This window comes from Halomonas kalidii, from assembly GCF_030010475.1.
GTDB classification, from domain to species: domain Bacteria; phylum Pseudomonadota; class Gammaproteobacteria; order Pseudomonadales; family Halomonadaceae; genus Halomonas; species Halomonas heilongjiangensis.
The window spans coordinates 14,785-30,528 of the sequence record NZ_JASCQN010000055.1; the positions used below are offsets into that span (position 1 = coordinate 14,785).

The window sequence follows — 15,744 nt, forward strand, 5'->3', positions numbered from 1 at the left end:
CCGTCATCGTTGCCTCGCTGCGCAAACCGACTCATGCGATCCGCCGTTGTTCTCGAGCCTTTGCCTGATCGCCTTCGGCCTCCTCGGCCAGATACGCCATCGCCGCCTGCACCCCCCCCTGGCGATGGGGGATACCGGCACACGCCAGGCCCATTTCGACACCCGCGAGGGTCCCCATCAGGGAGAGATCATTGAAGTCGCCCAGGTGGCCGATGCGGAATACGCGGCCCTGGAGCTTGCTGAGCCCGGCACCCAGTGACATGTCGAACTTGTCCAGGATCACCTGGCGCAATTTGTCGGCATTTTCCCCCTCGGGCACCAGCACCGCGGTCAGGCTGCTGCTGAACTCCCGCTCATCGGCACACAGCAGTTCCAGGCCCCAGGCACGCACGGCCCGGCGGGTCGCCTCGGCGTGTCGATCATGCCGGGCAAAGACGTTCTCGAGTCCTTCCTCCAGCAGCAGGTCGAGGGCCTTGTCCAGGCCATACAGCAGATTGGTCGCAGGGGTATAGGGAAAGAAACCGTTGGCGTTGGGCCCCAGCATGTCGTCCCAGCACCAGTAGGCTTTCGGCAACCTCGCCTCCCGGGCAGCCACCAGCGCCTTCTGACTGATCGCATTGAAGCTGAGACCCGGCGGTAGCATCAGCCCCTTTTGAGAGCCGGCAATCGTCACATCGACGCCCCATTCGTCATGACGGTAGTCGATGGAACCCAGCGAGGAGATCGTGTCGACCATCAGCAAGGCCGGATGGGAGATCCGATCGATCGCCTCACGCACCTCGGCAATACGGCTGGTGACGCCCGTGGAGGTCTCGTTGTGCACCACACAGACCGCCTTGATGCGGTGTTCCTCATCCTCGGCAAGGCACCGTGCGATGGCCTCGGGATCGGCACCATGCCGCCAGTCGCCGGGCAAGAGCTCGGGGTCCAGCCCCAGACGCTTGGCCAGCTGGTACCAGAGGGCCGCGAAGTGACCCGTCTCGCTCATCAGTACCCTGTCGCCGGGCGAGAGGGTGTTGACCAGCGCTGCCTCCCAGGCGCCGGTGCCGGAAGCGGGATAGATGATGACCGGCTGCTCGGTCTTGAATACGGCACGCACCTTGTCGAGCACTCGCTCCCCCAGCTCGGCGAAGGTCGGGCCACGATGATCGATGGTGGGAAGATCCATCGCCCTCAGCACGGCATCGGGCACGTTGGTCGGACCGGGAATCTGCAGGAAATGACGACCACTCCGATATGACATTCTCTAGCTCCTTGTTTGTTGTGTGCTGTTCGGTGATTCGCCTGCCACACGGTCAGGATTGCCGGGCGACGACGAGTCCTCTCACGGCGGGGAATACCGACCGCCAGGGGGCCATGACCGGGTCATGGGGCGTAGAAGTCGATCGGGAAGAAGCGAATTCTCATCAGCGCGATCCTTGTTTTTATCGTATTCTGAATATTGAATTCAAAATACACGATGTCAAGCGTTGCACAATCTGGAGATTTTGCAAGTAGACTTTCCCGGACCGCCCCAGGAGGAGACCCGCATGTTCGACACCCCGACCGACGACCGCGCCCCGCTGCGTCGCCTCTCGCTCTACGAAGTGGTGGCCGAGCGGCTGCGTACCATGGTGTTGGAGGGAGAACTGTCCCCGGGCAGCCGCATCTCCGAGAAGCAGCTCTGCGAGGCCTTCGAGGTTTCCCGCACGCCATTGCGGGAGGCACTCAAGGTGCTGGCCAACGAGGGGATCATCGAGCTGTTGCCCAATCGTGGGGCTCGAGTCACCGAGGTGGAGCCTCGCGAGGTTCATGACCTCTTCGAAGTGATGGCGGCGCTGGAGGGCTTGTCCGGCCGGCTACTGGCCAGCCGCGCCAGCGACGCCGAGATCGATGAGATTCGCACTCTGCATGAACGCATGGTGGCGTACTACCGGCGCCAGGAGCGTCGCGAGTACTTCCGGCTCAATCAGCGCATCCACCGCCGCCTCACCGAGATCGCCGGCAACCGGGTGCTGCTCGAGCAGCAAGAACAGCTGAACCTGAAGATCACCCGTGCCCGCTATGCCGCCAACCTGCAGTTGGGCCGCTGGGACGAATCCATGCGCGAGCACGAGACGATCCTGGCGGCCCTGGAGGCTCGCGATACCGAGGCCCTCGCCACTGCCATGGCGGAGCATATGCGCCACACCGGCGCCGCTGTGCTGGAGGGGCTGGACGGTGCCTAGCCTCGCTCCCAGGAAGCTCTCACTTCCGCAAACGTCATTATGGCAAAATATAAGTCATTGATATAAATAGAATAATAAAAAAACAGTATTCTGTATTTTGTATTTCAAAGAGAGCTGTCCTATGGTGAATCCAGGCCGCCCGACACGGGTGGTGAGCTTCCCAACCAGCCAAGGACCTCCCATGACAACAACAAATCGTCTTGCCCATCGCTCCGCCGCCCTGCTGCTGGCCCTGGGCCTCGGCACACCGCTGCTGGCCGGTGCCGAGACCCTGCGCTTCGGCGGCAACTTCACCGATGACCACTCCAGCAGCCGCGCCATGGAGATCTTCCGCGACGCCCTGGCCGAGCGCACCGACGGCGACCTGACCGCCCAGCTGTTCCCCAACATGCAACTGGGCGGCGCCGGCGAGAACGTCGACCAGGTTGCCTCCGGCGCCATCGCCGGCACCTGGATCGGCATCTCCTACCTGTCGCGCACCGTCCCCGAGCTGGAGGCCCTGAGCCTGCCCTTCGCCTTCGATAGCCGCGAGGATGCCTTCGCGCTGATCGATGGCGAGGTGGGCGAGCTGCTCGACGAGAAGCTGGCCGAACGTGGTTTCACCGCCCTGGGCTACATGGAGCTGGGCTTTCGCCACGCGACCAACAACGAACGCCCCCTCGAGACCCTCGACGACTTCCAGGACCTCAAGATCCGCCTGCAGCCCAACCAGACCCACCTGGACACCTTCCGCGCCATCGGCGCCAATCCGGTCTCCATGGACATCAACGAGGTCTACGGCGCCCTGCAGCAGGGGGTGCTGGACGGCCAGGAGAACCCCTACAGCATCATCAGCACCAAGCGCCTCGACGAGGTGCAGGCCCACCTCTCCGATAGCGGCCACTTCTACGACTTCATCGTGGTGGCGGCCAACCGCGATGCCTTCAATCGCCTGAGCGATGACGAGCAGCAGGCGGTGCGCGAGGCCATGGCCGAGGCGGTGGCCTGGCAGCGGCAGACTGCCGCCGAGGAGGACGAGGCCGCCCGCCAGGAACTGATCGAGCGCGGCATGCAGTTCACCCCCATCAGCGACGAGACCCGCGCCGCCCTGCGCGAGGCCAGCCAGGACGTGGTGGATGACCTGCGCGACAAGATCGGCGCCGAGATCGTCGATCGGGTGCTCGAGGAGCTGGCGTCATGACACCCGCCTGGCACCGGCTGGAGGCGCACGCCTCCAGCCCGGGCAAGCGCCACTTCCTGCATGGCCTGGCGCTGCTCGACCGGACTTCCTATTACGCCATCCTGGTGGCCATGGGCGTGATGACCACCCTGGTCTCGGCCCAGGTGTTCGCCCGCTACGTGATGGGCACCTCCATCGACTCCGCCGACGAGCTCTCCCGGCTGTTCTTCGTCTGGGCGATCTTCCTGGCCATTCCCCACGGCATCAAGGTGGGCATCCATGTGGGCATCGACGCCCTGGTGACCCACTTCCCCGCGGCGCTGCAGCGGGGCCTGGCGCGGCTGATGGCCTGGATCGGCGCCGCCATGATGGCCGCGCTGTTCTGGATCAGCCTGGGCGCGGTGGCCGACAAGTGGCAGGAGCTGATGCCCACCCTGCCGATCACCGCCGCCGTCTTCTATATCGCCGTGCTGGCCTGTGCCGGCCATAGCTGCCTGCACCTGATCGCCCAGGCCCTCGGCCTGGAGCCACTGCCCAGCGCGCCCGACCGCCGTGGAGGAACCCCCTCATGACTCCGGCCATCATCTTTACCTTCCTGGGCTTCGCCCTGCTGCGCATGCCCCTGGCCTTCGCCCTGGGCCTGGCCTCCCTGGTCGGCCTCCATGTCGGCGGCATGGACTTCTCGGTGCTGCCCCAGCGCATGATGCACTCGGTCAACAGCTTCCCGCTGATGGCCATCCCGCTATTCATGCTGGCCGGCGAACTGATGGTCGCCGCCGGCATCCTGCAGCGCCTGGTGGACTTCGCCAACTCGCTGATCGGTCGCGTGCATGGCGGCCTGGCCCATGTGGCGATCGTCGCCGGCATGGTGCTGGCGGCGGTGAGTGGCGCGGCCGTGGCCAGCGCCAGCGCCCTGGGCAGCTCCCTGGTGCCCTCCATGCGCCAGCAGTACGGCACCGGCTACAGCAGCGCCGTGGTGGCCTCCGCCGCCAACCTGGGCGCGATCATCCCGCCCAGCAACGCCATGATCGTCTACGCCCTGATGGCGGGATCCAGCGTCTCGGTGGGTGGGCTGTTCATGGCGGGGGTGATCCCCGGCATCATCCTCGCCCTGGGCTTCATGGGGCTGGCCAGCTTCATCGCCATGCGCCGCCGCTACCCGCTGGGCGCCGAGGGGGTGATCGGCCTCAGGCATGTGCTGGTGCAGACCTGGCGCGCCCTGCCGATCCTCCTGATGCCCATCGTGGTGGTGGGCGGCATCGTCGCCGGCGCCTTTACCCCCACCGAGGGGGCCGCCATCGCCGTGGTCTATGCGCTGCTGATCGGCTTCTTCGTGACCCGCAAGCTGCGCCTGGCCGACCTGCCCAAGGCGATGTTCAATGCCGCCGTGACCGCCGCCATGGTCGGCGCCCTGATCGCCTTCGCCTCCACCATGACCTTCGCCTTCACCATCGACCTGATCCCCATGCAACTGACCCAGTGGCTGCAGGACTTCACCCAGGACCCGCTGGTGTTCCTGTTGCTGGTGATGGCGCTGCTGATCGGGGTCGGCATGTTCATCGAGTCGAATGCCGCCTACATCATGCTGGTGCCGCTGCTGGCGCCCATCGCCCTGGCCTACGGCATCGACCCGCTGCTGTTCGGCTTCCTGTTCGTGATGAACCTGGTGGTGGGGATGATGACGCCGCCGGTGGGGGTGCTGCTGTTCGTGATGTGCGGCATCTCCAAGATCAGCCTCAACGAGCTGATGAAGAGCGCCTGGCCGTTCATCGCCTTCCAGTACGCGGTACTGATCGCCTGCATCGCCTTCCCCGGCATCGTCACCTGGCTGCCCCGGGCCCTGGGCTACTGATTGCCTCTTCCCCCGGCCCCACTCGGACGGGTGCCGGAGGCTCTTTCTTCCCTCGCCGTGGGTCCGCCCATGGCGGGAAATAACAAGCGAGCACGCCATGAAACTGCTGGTCATCAACCCCAATATCTCCACCGACGTCACCGCCCTGATCGAGCGCGAGGCGCGGCGCAGCACCCGCCCCGGCACCGAGCTGAGCATGGCCACCGCGCCCTTCGGCGTGGCCTATATCGAGACCCGCGCCGAGGCCCAGATCGGCGGCTATGCCGCCATGCAGGTGGCCGCCGAGCGCTACGCCGGGCATGACGCCGTGGTGGTGGCGGCCTTCGGCGACCCGGGGCTGACCGCCCTGCGCGAGATCCTGCCGATCCCGGTGGTGGGCATGACCGAGGCGGCCCTGGTCAGCGCCTGCCAGCAGGGCAGCCGCTTCTCGGTGATCGCCATCTCCCAGCGCATCCAGGCCTGGTATCGGGAGACCATTGCCGGCTACGGCTTCGCCGACCGCCTGGCCAGCATCCGTGCCCTGGACGAGCCCCTGGCGCACATCGGCCGGGTCCAGGAGGATCAGGGCGAGCGCCTGGTGGCCCTGGCCGAGCGGGCGGTAGCCGACGATGGCGCCGACGTGCTGATTCTCGCCGGCGCGCCCCTGGCCGGGCTGGCCCGAAGTGTCGCCGAACGCCTGCCGGTGCCGGCCCTGGATGGCGTCACCTGCGCTCTGCACCAGGCCCAGGCGATGGTCAACCTGGCGACCACGCCCCCCACCGCCGGCAGCTTCGCCGCGCCCCCCACCAAGGGTTGTCACGGGCTGAGTGAGGCGTTGACACGCCTGGTTGGTCGTCAGCCTCTGGTGTCCCAGAATGCCTGAGCCCCCGGCCCGCCACCTGCGGCGGGCCCTGTGTTTCCCCTCGGAGCCGTGGTCAGGCTCGGCCGCCGGGCCTTCGGCCGGCAGACTTTCCACCCCGCAGCGGCGCGCCGTATACTGAATGGATACAGGTCCACGGGGCGTCTCTCCGGCTGACCGATGGAGGCCACGCGCATGACGACGGACAGCAATGCCTTGCTCGCATCCGACACCACCGCACCGACACCGAACCGACACCGCATCCAGACCACCTCGCTGGCCCAGGAGGCCTACCGGGTGCTCCAGCGGATGATCGTCCATGGTGAACTGGCCCCTGGCGAGCGCATCGTCGAGCCGGTGCTGTGCGAGCAGTTGGGCATATCCCGCACGCCGCTTCGCGAGGCCTTGCGCATGCTGGCCACCGAGGGGCTGGTGACCATGCGTCGCAATCGCAACGCCGTCGTCACCCGTATCGATGCCAGCGAACTCGAGCATCTCTTCGAAGTCGAGGCGGGCATCGAGAGTCTGGCCGCCGGCCTGGCGGCAAGTCGTATGACCAACACCGAACTCAAGCGTCTGGAGGCCCTGCAGGAACGCCTCGAGCGCCTGCTGGCCAAGGGCGACCGTAACGCCTATTTCGAGCTCAATCAGCGCATCCACGGACTGATCGTCGCCGGCGCCAAGAATCCCGTGCTGGAGGAGACCCATCGCAGCCTGCTGGGCCGCCTGGAGCGGGCCCGCTACCTGGCCCTCGACCGCCTGGGCCGGTGGCAGGAGTCCACCGAGGAGCACCGCGAGATCCTCGAGGCACTCAAGGCTCGGGACGGCGAACGCGCCAGGCGCCTGCTGGCCGACCATGTCCAGCACACCGGCGATGCCATCGCGACCCTCAATCGCCCCTACCCCTGATGCTGGAAAACGACGGGGCCTACATCCGGAGGGCCCGTCGTCGACGTCAGCACCCTCCACTCACGCCAGGCTCACCCGCACCGCCAGCGGATACTCGTCGCAATTGTTGCCCTCACCGCCGCGATCGACCACCAGGAACTCGCCTTCGCGCTCCAGCACCGACTGGATGGCATGCCAGGTGCCGGCCCGGTAGTTGACGCCCTGGCGGCCGTCGGTGACGAAGGCGCGCACCTCCGCCGGGTCGATGCTATCTCCCGGCGGTGCCACCACGATCACGAAGCGCTCTTCGTGCAGCGGCATAAAGGCCTGGCTACCCAGGGGGTGCCGCTCGAGGAAATCGAGTTCCAGCGGCAGCTCGACGGGCTGGCTGACGAAGATGCTGAGCAGCGCCCGCGCCTCCCCGCCCAGCGTCTCCACCCTGGCCAGATCGTGATAGCGCCGGGTGCGCCCGGCGTTGATGTGAAAGTAATCGGCAGTGCGCGTGTCGATGACGTCGCCGAACGGCGCGAAGGCCTCAGGCGTCAGCGGTGCGGCTTTCAGTTCCAGCATGACTGTCTCCTACAGCAGATTCAGTATTCGCCCGGGCTGTCTGGTATCCATGGCGGCGCCGCTAGCGAGAGGCGCCGGGGACAGGGTGGAGAGGGGGTCCTACGCCAGGGATGGCGTAGGTAGCGCCCAGGGAGGGGTTCACAGCGCCCCCTCGAAACCCTGTCGCCGGATCAGCCTCGAGTGGCGATGCTACTGCAACGGGTCAGCTCCGTTTCAACGAGCACCCAAGCGCAATGCCGCATGGCGATTGACGTCCTTGTAGAGCAGATAGCGGAACGGCCCCGGCCCGCCGGCGTAGCAGGCCTGGGGGCAGAAGGCGCGTAGCCACATGAAGTCGCCGGCCTCGACCTCGACCCAGTCCTGGTTGAGGTGGTAGACCGCCTTGCCCTCGAGCACGTAGAGGCCGTGCTCCATGACGTGGGTCTCGTCGAAGGGGATCACCGCGCCGGGCTGGAAGGTGACGATGTTGACGTGCATGTCGTGGCGCACGTCCTCGGGATCGACGAAACGGGTGGTGGCCCAACGACCTTCGGTACCGGGCATCGGGTTGGGTTCGAGATCGTTCTCGTTGACCACGAAGGCCTCCGGCACCTCGATGCCGTCCACGGCTTCGTAGGCCTTGCGCACCCAGTGGAAGCGCACCGCTGAGTCCGCCTCGTTGCGCACCCGCCAGTCGCTGCCCGGCGGGATGAAGGCGTAACCGCCCGGGGTCATGCGATAGCGTTCGCCGGCAAGGGTCAGGGTCAGCTCGCCCTCCACCACGAACAGCACCCCCTCGGCGGCGGGGTCGAGCTCGGGTCGGTCGCTGCCGCCCCCCGGGGAGACCTCCATGATGTACTGGGAGAAGGTCTCGGCGAAGCCGGAGAGCGGGCGTGCCAGTACCCATAGCCGGGTAGCGTCCCAGAACGGCAGGTTGCTGGTGACGATGTCGCCGAATACCCCCTTGGGAATGACGGCGTAGGCCTCGGTGAATACCGCCCGGTCCGAGAGCAGCTGGGTCTGGGGCGGATGCCCCCCGGTGGGAGCGTAGTAGTTTCTTGTCGTCATGATGCCCTCCTTCATATGCACCTCTGACCTTACGACAGGCCAAAAAAACCGTAGTGATCCTACTTGTGAAACTAACGTCTCAAGAGTACGGTGTCTAGAAACTTTCGTTTCATGCGTAAGCCAGAATCGAGTCCAGCCATGAATCCTCGACGCTTATCCGGGGCAGTGACGTGGTCCGGAGCAGGAACCACCAGCAGCGGGGCCAGCCTCTCAGGGCGACGACAGTTCGTCGAGCCGGTCGTAGAGCTCGCTCACCGCATCGATGCGGGCGCGCCCCTGGGCGAGCCGGTGGTGCAGTACCCCGTTGGCCAGCAGGCTGATCAGGCTCATGGCACTGGCATAGCTGTCGAAGGCGGAGACGCTGTCGATCGGGCATTCCATCCACCAGTCCACCTGCTCGGCGTAGCCACCGGCCGTGGCGTCGGCGATCAGCAGCACACGGCACGGCATCGACGCCAGCTCCTGCACCAGGGCATCGAACCCGCTCGGGCGGCGACGAAAGCCGAACAGCACGACCAGGTCGTCTTCGCCCAGCCCCACCAGTTCCTCGGCCAGCGACTGGTTGGGCTCGGGGGCGAGGCTGACCCCGTCGCGCGCCTGGATCAGCTGCTGTCGAAAGTGGATAGCCAGCGGGTAGCTGTTGCGAAAGCCGACGAGCACCACCCGGCGCGCGCTGTCCAACCTCGCCACGACGGCCTCGAAGGTCTGCGGCTCGATGCCCTCCAGGGCGCTGCGCAGGTTCTGCCGCTCACGCTCGTGGTGGCGCTTGAAACGCTCCCCGTTGCCCGCCACGGCCTCGGGGTCGGTGACCAGCGGCACGCCCTGGCTGCGCAACTCGCGCGCATGGCGCTTCACGGCCTGGAAACTCTCGAACCCGAGACGCTTGAACAGGCGGCTGACCGTGGACTTGGAGACGCCCGTCAAGCGGGAGAGGTCGGCGGCACTGTAGACCGCCAGGTCATCGAAGTGGTCGAGGATGAAGGCCGCCACCCGCTGCTCCTGGGCGGTCAGGTCGGGATACTGCGTCGAGATGCGCTGGCCGATGTGCGGCCTCATGCCGGTCTGTTGCGTCCGCAAGAAAAACTCTCCCACTGTTCCGGGCGCCGGGGAAAGATCGCCCCGTCAAGCGCCACTCGTATCACCAGGCCAGTCGCCGACCGCCCTTGCCGGAATCCCCATCGGCGGATGGCCGCCCCAGGCAACTTCCCCCCGGCCTCGATCCTTCCTGCGGCGCCAACCGCGGCCGGGGCGCTTCGGCGCCGCTCCACTATAGCGACACCGCCAACAACAACGCGAGGCACACCATGTCCCAATCCCCCGACACCACCCAGACCACCAGCGCCAAGCGGCGCCACTGGCAGATCCCGCATATCTACGTCATCCTGTTCGTCTTCATCGCCATCGCGGCGGTGGCGACCCACTTCGTGCCGGCCGGCGAGTTCGAGCGGATCCCCGGCCCCAATGGACGCATCACCATCGATGCCGAGTCCTTCCAGTTCGTCGAGCCCAACCCGACCGGCATCGTCGACTTCATGCTGGCGATACCCAATGGCCTGATGAGCGCCGGCGAGGTGGTGTTCTTCACCTTCATGATCGGCGGCATGTTCATGGTGCTGCGGCGCACCGGCATCATCGAGATCGGCGTCGACAAGCTCAGCCGCCAGTTTGCCGGCCGAAGCCTGCTGATGATCCCGGTGCTGATGACGGTGTTCGCCGTGGTCGCCACCATCATCGGTACCCAGGAGCTGGCGCTGGTCTATGTGCCCGTCATCCTGCCGCTGATGATCGCCCTGCGCTTCGACTCGGTGACCGCCGCCGCCGTGGCACTGTGCGCCACCACCGCGGGCTTCACCACCGGCATCCTCAACCCGATCAATACCGGGCTCGGCCAGCAACTCTCCAACCTGCCCCTCTACTCCGGCTTCGGCCTGCGCGCCGCCGCCTTCGTGGTCGTGCTCGGCGCCGGCATCTACTTCGTCATGCGCTATGCCCGCAGGGTCCAGGCCAGCCCCGAGCTGAGCCTGATGGCCGGAGACGCTGACGAGGCCGAGAAGCGCGCGCTCTACCAGCATGCCAGCGACGAAGGCGCCCTGCTGGCCAATGGCCGCCAGAAGCTGGCCGCGATCGCCACCTTCGCCTTCTTCGGCCTGCTGGTCTACGGCGTGCTGCGCCAGGGCTGGTTCATGATGGAGATGGCCGGCCTGTTCATCGTCATGGGCATCGTCGTCGGCCTGATCGCCGGGCTGACCACCGATAGCATCTGCGAGGCCTTCAACAAGGGCTTCCGCGACGTGCTGGTCGGCGCCATGATCGCCGGGGTGGCCCGCGGCGTGGCCGTGGTGCTCGAGGATGGCCAGATCATGGATACCCTCGTCTTCGGCCTCGGCAATCTGGTCGGTGAGCTGCCCACCCTGCTGTCGGCCATCGGCATGTACTTCGCCCAGCTTGCCTTCAACTTCGTGGTGCCCTCCGGCAGCGGCCAGGCGCTGGTGACCATGCCGATCATGGCGCCGCTGTCCGACATCATCGGCGTGACTCGCCAGACCGCGGTGCTGGCCTACCAGCTCGGCGACGGCATGGGCAACATCCTGTACCCCACCTCCGGCTACTTCATGGCCACCCTGGCCATCGCCGGGGTGCCCTGGCAGAAGTGGGTGAAGTTCTTCTTCCCGCTGTTCTGCGTCTGGGTACTGATCGCCCTGGGCTTCCTGGCCTTCGCCCAGGCCACCCAGTGGGTCGGCTGATCGCCTGACCCTCGACCCCGCAGCCAGCCACCAGGCCCCGCCCGGCATTGCCGGGCGGGGCCTGCTCGTCTTCCAGGGCGATATCATTCCCTGAGCCTCAGCGTGCCGGCGCCGGGTGGTGTTCGGCCCAGTGGCGGGCGATGTCCACACGGCGGGTCACCCAGACCCGGTCGTGGGCCTCGATGTGGTCGAGGAAGCGCTGCAGGGCGCGGAAGCGGCCCGGGCGGCCGATGAGCCGGCAGTGCAGGCCCACGGAGAGCATCTTCGGCGCCTCCTCGCCTTCGGCATAGAGCACATCGAAGGCGTCGCGCAGGTAGGTGAAGAAGTGATCCGCGGTGTTGAAGCCCTGGGGGGCGGCGAAGCGCATGTCGTTGCTGTCGAGGGTGTAGGGCACCACCAGGTGGTCGTGCTCGCCCCCCTGGCTGTCCGTTTCCCGGGTCCAGAACGGCAGGTCGTCGCCGTAGTAGTCGCTGTCGTAGAGGAAGCCTCCCTCGTCGAGCACCAGGCGTCGGGTATTGGGGCTGTCGCGGCCGGTGTACCAGCCCAGCGGTTTCTCGCCGTAGAGGCGCTGGAAGATCGCCATGGCACGCTGCAGGTGCTCGCGCTCGACGTGCTCCGGTACCTCCTGGTAATGGATCCAGCGGTAGCCATGGCAGGCGATCTCGTGCCCCAGTTCCTTGAAGGCGTGAGCCACCTCGGGATGACGCTCCAGGGCCATGGCCACCCCGAACACGGTCAGCGGCAGGCCACGGCGCTCGAATTCCCGCAGGATACGCCACACCCCGGCCCGCGAGCCGTACTCGTAGATCGACTCCATGCTCAGGTGTCGATCGGGAAACGCCGGAGCGCCGATGATCTCGGAGAGGAACTGCTCGGAGCCGGCGTCACCGTGCAGCACACAATTCTCGCCGCCCTCCTCGTAGTTGAGCACGAACTGCACGGCGATCCTCGCCCTGCCCGGCCAGTTGGCATGGGGCGGCGTGCGGCCATAGCCGACCAGGTCACGGGGATAGTCTGAAGAAGCAGGCTGGGTCATGGCGAAATTTCCTGATTGTTATGGGCACCCGACTTGAGCGTTCAGTGCGACACCGCGTGGACGGCTGCCTGGTGCATCACCAGGTGTCGGCACAGCCACTCTCGGGGTACCACCACCCACCGCACTGGCGCACTAGGGTAGCGGGCAAGGAATTTATGTATACAAGAAAAAGATAGGGTGTGTTCAATGCGACTGCAACCCCCTTTCTGACTTTTCCTGCCATCGGTGCCCGGGGATGACGTTCCAGAGACGATACGAGCCCGTCGGGACTCCGTCGGAGCAAGACAGCGCAAAGTGTATACAATCAAGCAGAGAAGATGTCGACAAGAAAAGAGCCAGATCAGGCTAGCGACCATCGTCTAGTAGGTCGCCCCGGCCGAAAGGATCTCAAAACACACCACAACCCTCTGTTTCCAAAAAGATATTCTCTCTCCTGGCGAGTCTCGCGCCACGACTTGCGGATAAAACAAAAGCCATCTATTTTGTGTACAAAGACATTTTACGTTGTTCACAAGACATACAAGAGAGCCAACGCCATGCATATCCGCGTCATCAACCCCAACACCACCGCCGGCATGACGGCGACGATCGGCGAGGCGGCACGCCGCATCGCCGCGCCGGGCACCCATATCTCGGCGACCCAGCCCGACGCCGGGCCGGTTTCCATCGAGAGCCACTTCGACGAGGCGATCAGCGCCGTGGGCGTCCTCGAGGAGGTGCTGGCCGGCGAGCGCGAGGGCGCCGATGCCTATGTGATCGCCTGCTTCGGCGATCCGGGGCTGATGGCGGCCCGCGAGCTGACCCGGGCGCCGGTGATCGGCATCGCCGAGGCCGCCTTCCACATGGCCAGCCTGATCAGCACCCGTTTCTCCATTGTCACCACCCTGGGGCGTACCGGCATCATCGCCGAGCACCTGCTCGAGCAGTACGGCTTCCGTCACCACTGTCGCCGAGTACGGGCTGCGGAGATCCCGGTGCTGGACCTGGAAGAGGACGGCGACGCCGCACTCAGCCGCCTCATCGGCGAATGCCGACGGGCCCGTGACGTGGACGGTATCGGCGCCATCGTGCTGGGCTGTGGCGGCATGGCCGATCTCACCGACGAGATCGCCCGGGAAGTGGGCCTGCCGGTAGTCGAGGGCGTCACCGCCGCGGTGAAACTGACCGAGGCGCTGGTGGGACTGGGACTCGGCACCAGCAAGCATGGCGACCTGGCCTTCCCGCGTCCCAAGGCCTTCACCGGGCGCTTCGCCTACCTTTCGGAGCTGACTCCACTGCGTTGACCGGACAACGCACCACCACGACACAACGACAAACCGAAGCCACAGAGCACGCCGCAAGCATCCCCAGCCGGGCCGTCGCCCGCCGGGGCATAACCACAACATCGAGCAACGACTTGCGAGGACAACATCATGAGCCATCCCAACCCGCAACCCACGACGGCAGACACCGATCTGCCGATATCCGGCGGAGCCGTCGCCCATGACGGCACCAAGGCCCCCGGGGACGAGTCACTCGCTCCCCAGCAGACCCGCATCATGGGCCGGGCCTCCTACTTCCTGGCCTGGTTCGGTGGCTGTGTCTCGATCGGCACCTTCGCCATGGGCTCCAGCGTGGTCGGCACGCTGAACCTTATCCAGGCGACCCTGGCCATCGCCATCGGCTGCTTCGTGATCGGCATCGCGCTCGCCATCAATGGTGCCGCCGGCTACAAGTACGGCATCCCCTTCATGGTCCAGGCGCGCAGTGCCTTCGGCTTCTCCGGTACCCGCATCCCGGGACTGGTACGCGCCGTGCCGGCCATCGTCTGGTACGGTTTCCAGAGCTGGATCGGTGCCGGCGCCCTGAACATGGTCTCGGCGACGCTGTTCGGCTTCGACAACCTGGTGTTCTACTTCATCACCTTCCAGTTCCTGCAGATCGGCCTGTCGGTGATGGGCTTCCAGGGCATCAAGTGGCTGGAGAACATCGGCAGCGCCTTCATCCTCGCCTCGCTGACCTACATGTTCTATGCCACGGTGCAGCGCTACGGCGACGAGCTGTCGGCCAACCTGCTGACCATGGAAGGCTCCTGGGGCCTGCCCTTCTGGGGCGCCACCATGCTGTTCCTGGGTATCTACAGCACCATGATGCTCAACGTCAGCGACTACTCCCGTGAGCACAAGCACGGCACCGGACCGGGCATCCTGACCACCATCTACGCCATGTCCATCCTGCCCTGCACCCTGTTCATGGGCCTGATCGGTTTCATGGTCTCCGAGGCCACCGGCACCGCCGACCCCATCCAGGTGTTCGCCAACGCGGTGGACAACACCCCGCTGCTGATGACCACCCTGCTGTTCATCGCCTTCGCCCAGGTCACCACCAACGTGCTCAACAACGTGGTGCCGCCGACCTACGTGCTGATGGACGTGTTCAAGATGAAGTTCCCGATCGCCACCGTGATCGTCGGCCTGCTGGCCTTCGCCACCTTCCCCTGGAAGCTGGTGCAGCCCGAGTCCGCCGCCGGCCTGCAGCTCTTCGTGCAGACCTACTCGGCCTTCCTCGGTCCGATCTTCGCCATCCTGGTGGTCGACTACTACATCATTCGTCGCCGTACCCTGGATCTCGGCAAGCTGTATGACGAGGCCGGCCCCTACCAGGGCGTCAACTACGCCGCCCTGATCGCCACCCTGGTGGGCATCGCCGCCGCCCTGAGCTTCTCCGCGGTCTCCTGGTACGCCAGCCTGATCCCGGCCGGCCTCACCTACTACCTGCTGATGAAGCACTGGGCCCCCTGCCAGCGCTTCCGTCAGTGATCCTCTGCCCCGTCCGGCAGCCGCCGGGCGGGGGCTATCACCACCCCCATAACCATAACGGTGATGACGATGAAAGAGAGTGATCTGGACATCCAGACCATCGACCCGACCCTGTACAACGAGGACCTGGCCCCGCTCAAGCACAAGGACCGCAACTGGGGCGCCTTCGAGATCTTCAACGTCTGGTCCAACGACATCCAGAGCCTGTTCGGCTATACCCTGGCGGCCTCGCTGTTCCTCTCATATGGACTAAACGGCTGGGCGGTGATGGCGGCGATCATCCTGGCCGGGGTGATCGTGATGTTCCTGGTCAACCTGACCGGCAAGCCCAGCGTCAAGTACGGCATCCCCTTCCCGGTGATGATCCGCGCCAGCATGGGGGTGCGCGGCGCCAACCTGCCGGCCCTGCTGCGGGCGATCATCGGCATCTTCTGGTACGGGGTCCAGACCTACTTCGCCTCCACCGCGGTGGCGCTGCTGATCACCGCCTTCGTGGGTGCCGGCGACGGTACGACCTTCCTCGGCCTGTCGGGCGTGGCCTGGGTGTCGTTCGTGATCGTGTGGCTGTTCCAGATCGCGATCTTCTGGCAGGGCATCGACCGCAT

Annotated in this window: 15 protein-coding genes; 10 read left to right on the forward strand and 5 right to left on the reverse strand. The window is 65.9% G+C overall.

All coding sequences use genetic code 11. The features are described from left to right. Positions 1-31: 31 nt before the first annotated feature. Positions 32-1,243, reverse strand: coding sequence for a pyridoxal-phosphate-dependent aminotransferase family protein (locus QLQ85_RS22465; RefSeq protein ID WP_282741034.1), 1,212 nt, complete (start codon positions 1,241-1,243; stop codon positions 32-34). A 286-nt stretch (positions 1,244-1,529) separates the two neighbouring features. On the opposite strand from QLQ85_RS22465, the gene QLQ85_RS22470 reads away from it, so the two are divergent. The 6 genes from QLQ85_RS22470 (at position 1,530) to QLQ85_RS22495 (ending at position 6,965) form a co-directional block, all read left to right on the forward strand. Next, positions 1,530-2,207, forward strand: a complete 678-nt coding sequence (locus tag QLQ85_RS22470; protein WP_282720947.1) for a GntR family transcriptional regulator — start codon at positions 1,530-1,532, stop codon at positions 2,205-2,207. 181 nt (positions 2,208-2,388) lie between these two features. Continuing rightward, the gene (locus QLQ85_RS22475) at positions 2,389-3,387 is read left to right on the forward strand and encodes a TRAP transporter substrate-binding protein (protein ID WP_282741035.1); all 999 of its coding nucleotides are present in this window, start codon (positions 2,389-2,391) and stop codon (positions 3,385-3,387) included. After that, positions 3,384-3,938, forward strand: coding sequence for a TRAP transporter small permease (locus QLQ85_RS22480; RefSeq protein ID WP_282741036.1), 555 nt, complete (start codon positions 3,384-3,386; stop codon positions 3,936-3,938). Before QLQ85_RS22475 ends, QLQ85_RS22480 begins: the two co-directional genes overlap by 4 nt. Beyond that, positions 3,935-5,218 (forward strand): TRAP transporter large permease, encoded by a 1,284-nt coding sequence (locus tag QLQ85_RS22485; protein ID WP_282741037.1) that lies wholly within the window; start codon positions 3,935-3,937, stop codon positions 5,216-5,218. The genes QLQ85_RS22480 and QLQ85_RS22485 overlap by 4 nt, the downstream gene beginning before the upstream one ends. A 97-nt stretch (positions 5,219-5,315) precedes the next feature. Continuing rightward, positions 5,316-6,080, forward strand: coding sequence for an aspartate/glutamate racemase family protein (locus QLQ85_RS22490; protein WP_282741038.1), 765 nt, complete (start codon positions 5,316-5,318; stop codon positions 6,078-6,080). A 171-nt stretch (positions 6,081-6,251) separates the two neighbouring features. Further along, positions 6,252-6,965: a GntR family transcriptional regulator gene (locus tag QLQ85_RS22495; RefSeq protein WP_282741039.1), complete on the forward strand. Its 714-nt coding sequence runs from the start codon at positions 6,252-6,254 to the stop codon at positions 6,963-6,965. Between the two features lie 60 nt (positions 6,966-7,025). Here the strand turns inward: QLQ85_RS22495 and QLQ85_RS22500 are convergent, their stop codons facing one another. From QLQ85_RS22500 to QLQ85_RS22510, 3 genes are all read right to left on the reverse strand, one after another. Further along, positions 7,026-7,514: an ureidoglycolate lyase gene (locus QLQ85_RS22500; protein ID WP_282741040.1), complete on the reverse strand. Its 489-nt coding sequence runs from the start codon at positions 7,512-7,514 to the stop codon at positions 7,026-7,028. Between the two features lie 213 nt (positions 7,515-7,727). Then, positions 7,728-8,561, reverse strand: a complete 834-nt coding sequence (locus QLQ85_RS22505; protein WP_282741041.1) for a bifunctional allantoicase/(S)-ureidoglycine aminohydrolase — start codon at positions 8,559-8,561, stop codon at positions 7,728-7,730. Positions 8,562-8,771: 210 nt separating this feature from the next. Beyond that, positions 8,772-9,617 (reverse strand): MurR/RpiR family transcriptional regulator, encoded by an 846-nt coding sequence (locus QLQ85_RS22510; RefSeq protein WP_282741042.1) that lies wholly within the window; start codon positions 9,615-9,617, stop codon positions 8,772-8,774. Positions 9,618-9,865: 248 nt separating this feature from the next. Here QLQ85_RS22510 and QLQ85_RS22515 point away from each other — a divergent pair, with 248 nt between their 5' ends. After that, on the forward strand, positions 9,866-11,305 hold the full coding sequence (locus tag QLQ85_RS22515) for a YfcC family protein (RefSeq protein ID WP_282741043.1): 1,440 nt from the start codon (positions 9,866-9,868) through the stop codon (positions 11,303-11,305). A gap of 97 nt (positions 11,306-11,402) precedes the next feature. Here QLQ85_RS22515 and puuE read toward each other — a convergent pair whose 3' ends face one another. Continuing rightward, a complete protein-coding gene (gene puuE / locus QLQ85_RS22520) occupies positions 11,403-12,341 on the reverse strand; it encodes an allantoinase PuuE (protein WP_282720938.1) in 939 nt (312 codons plus the stop codon). Between the two features lie 536 nt (positions 12,342-12,877). Between puuE and QLQ85_RS22525 the strand changes: the two genes are divergently transcribed. The 3 genes from QLQ85_RS22525 to QLQ85_RS22535 form a co-directional block, all read left to right on the forward strand. Continuing rightward, positions 12,878-13,624: an aspartate/glutamate racemase family protein gene (locus QLQ85_RS22525; RefSeq protein ID WP_282741044.1), complete on the forward strand. Its 747-nt coding sequence runs from the start codon at positions 12,878-12,880 to the stop codon at positions 13,622-13,624. A gap of 129 nt (positions 13,625-13,753) precedes the next feature. Further along, positions 13,754-15,139, forward strand: coding sequence for an NCS1 family transporter (locus QLQ85_RS22530; protein WP_282741045.1), 1,386 nt, complete (start codon positions 13,754-13,756; stop codon positions 15,137-15,139). 69 nt (positions 15,140-15,208) lie between these two features. Next, a partial coding sequence (locus QLQ85_RS22535; protein WP_282741046.1) for a cytosine permease occupies positions 15,209-15,744 on the forward strand: 536 nt, incomplete at its 3' end.

Bases quoted from the DNA above. Each gene is read 5' to 3' on its own strand.
- QLQ85_RS22510 (WP_282741042.1), bottom strand. From the start codon at position 9,617: ATGAGGCCGCACATCGGCCAGCGCATCTCGACGCAGTATCCCGACCTG.
- QLQ85_RS22475 (WP_282741035.1), top strand. From the start codon at position 2,389: ATGACAACAACAAATCGTCTTGCCCATCGCTCCGCCGCCCTGCTGCTG.
- QLQ85_RS22465 (WP_282741034.1), bottom strand. From the start codon at position 1,243: ATGTCATATCGGAGTGGTCGTCATTTCCTGCAGATTCCCGGTCCGACC.
- puuE (WP_282720938.1), bottom strand. From the start codon at position 12,341: ATGACCCAGCCTGCTTCTTCAGACTATCCCCGTGACCTGGTCGGCTAT.
- QLQ85_RS22515 (WP_282741043.1), top strand. From the start codon at position 9,866: ATGTCCCAATCCCCCGACACCACCCAGACCACCAGCGCCAAGCGGCGC.
- QLQ85_RS22525 (WP_282741044.1), top strand. From the start codon at position 12,878: ATGCATATCCGCGTCATCAACCCCAACACCACCGCCGGCATGACGGCG.
- QLQ85_RS22470 (WP_282720947.1), top strand. From the start codon at position 1,530: ATGTTCGACACCCCGACCGACGACCGCGCCCCGCTGCGTCGCCTCTCG.
- QLQ85_RS22480 (WP_282741036.1), top strand. From the start codon at position 3,384: ATGACACCCGCCTGGCACCGGCTGGAGGCGCACGCCTCCAGCCCGGGC.
- QLQ85_RS22485 (WP_282741037.1), top strand. From the start codon at position 3,935: ATGACTCCGGCCATCATCTTTACCTTCCTGGGCTTCGCCCTGCTGCGC.
- QLQ85_RS22530 (WP_282741045.1), top strand. From the start codon at position 13,754: ATGAGCCATCCCAACCCGCAACCCACGACGGCAGACACCGATCTGCCG.
- QLQ85_RS22505 (WP_282741041.1), bottom strand. From the start codon at position 8,561: ATGACGACAAGAAACTACTACGCTCCCACCGGGGGGCATCCGCCCCAG.
- QLQ85_RS22495 (WP_282741039.1), top strand. From the start codon at position 6,252: ATGACGACGGACAGCAATGCCTTGCTCGCATCCGACACCACCGCACCG.
- QLQ85_RS22500 (WP_282741040.1), bottom strand. From the start codon at position 7,514: ATGCTGGAACTGAAAGCCGCACCGCTGACGCCTGAGGCCTTCGCGCCG.
- QLQ85_RS22490 (WP_282741038.1), top strand. From the start codon at position 5,316: ATGAAACTGCTGGTCATCAACCCCAATATCTCCACCGACGTCACCGCC.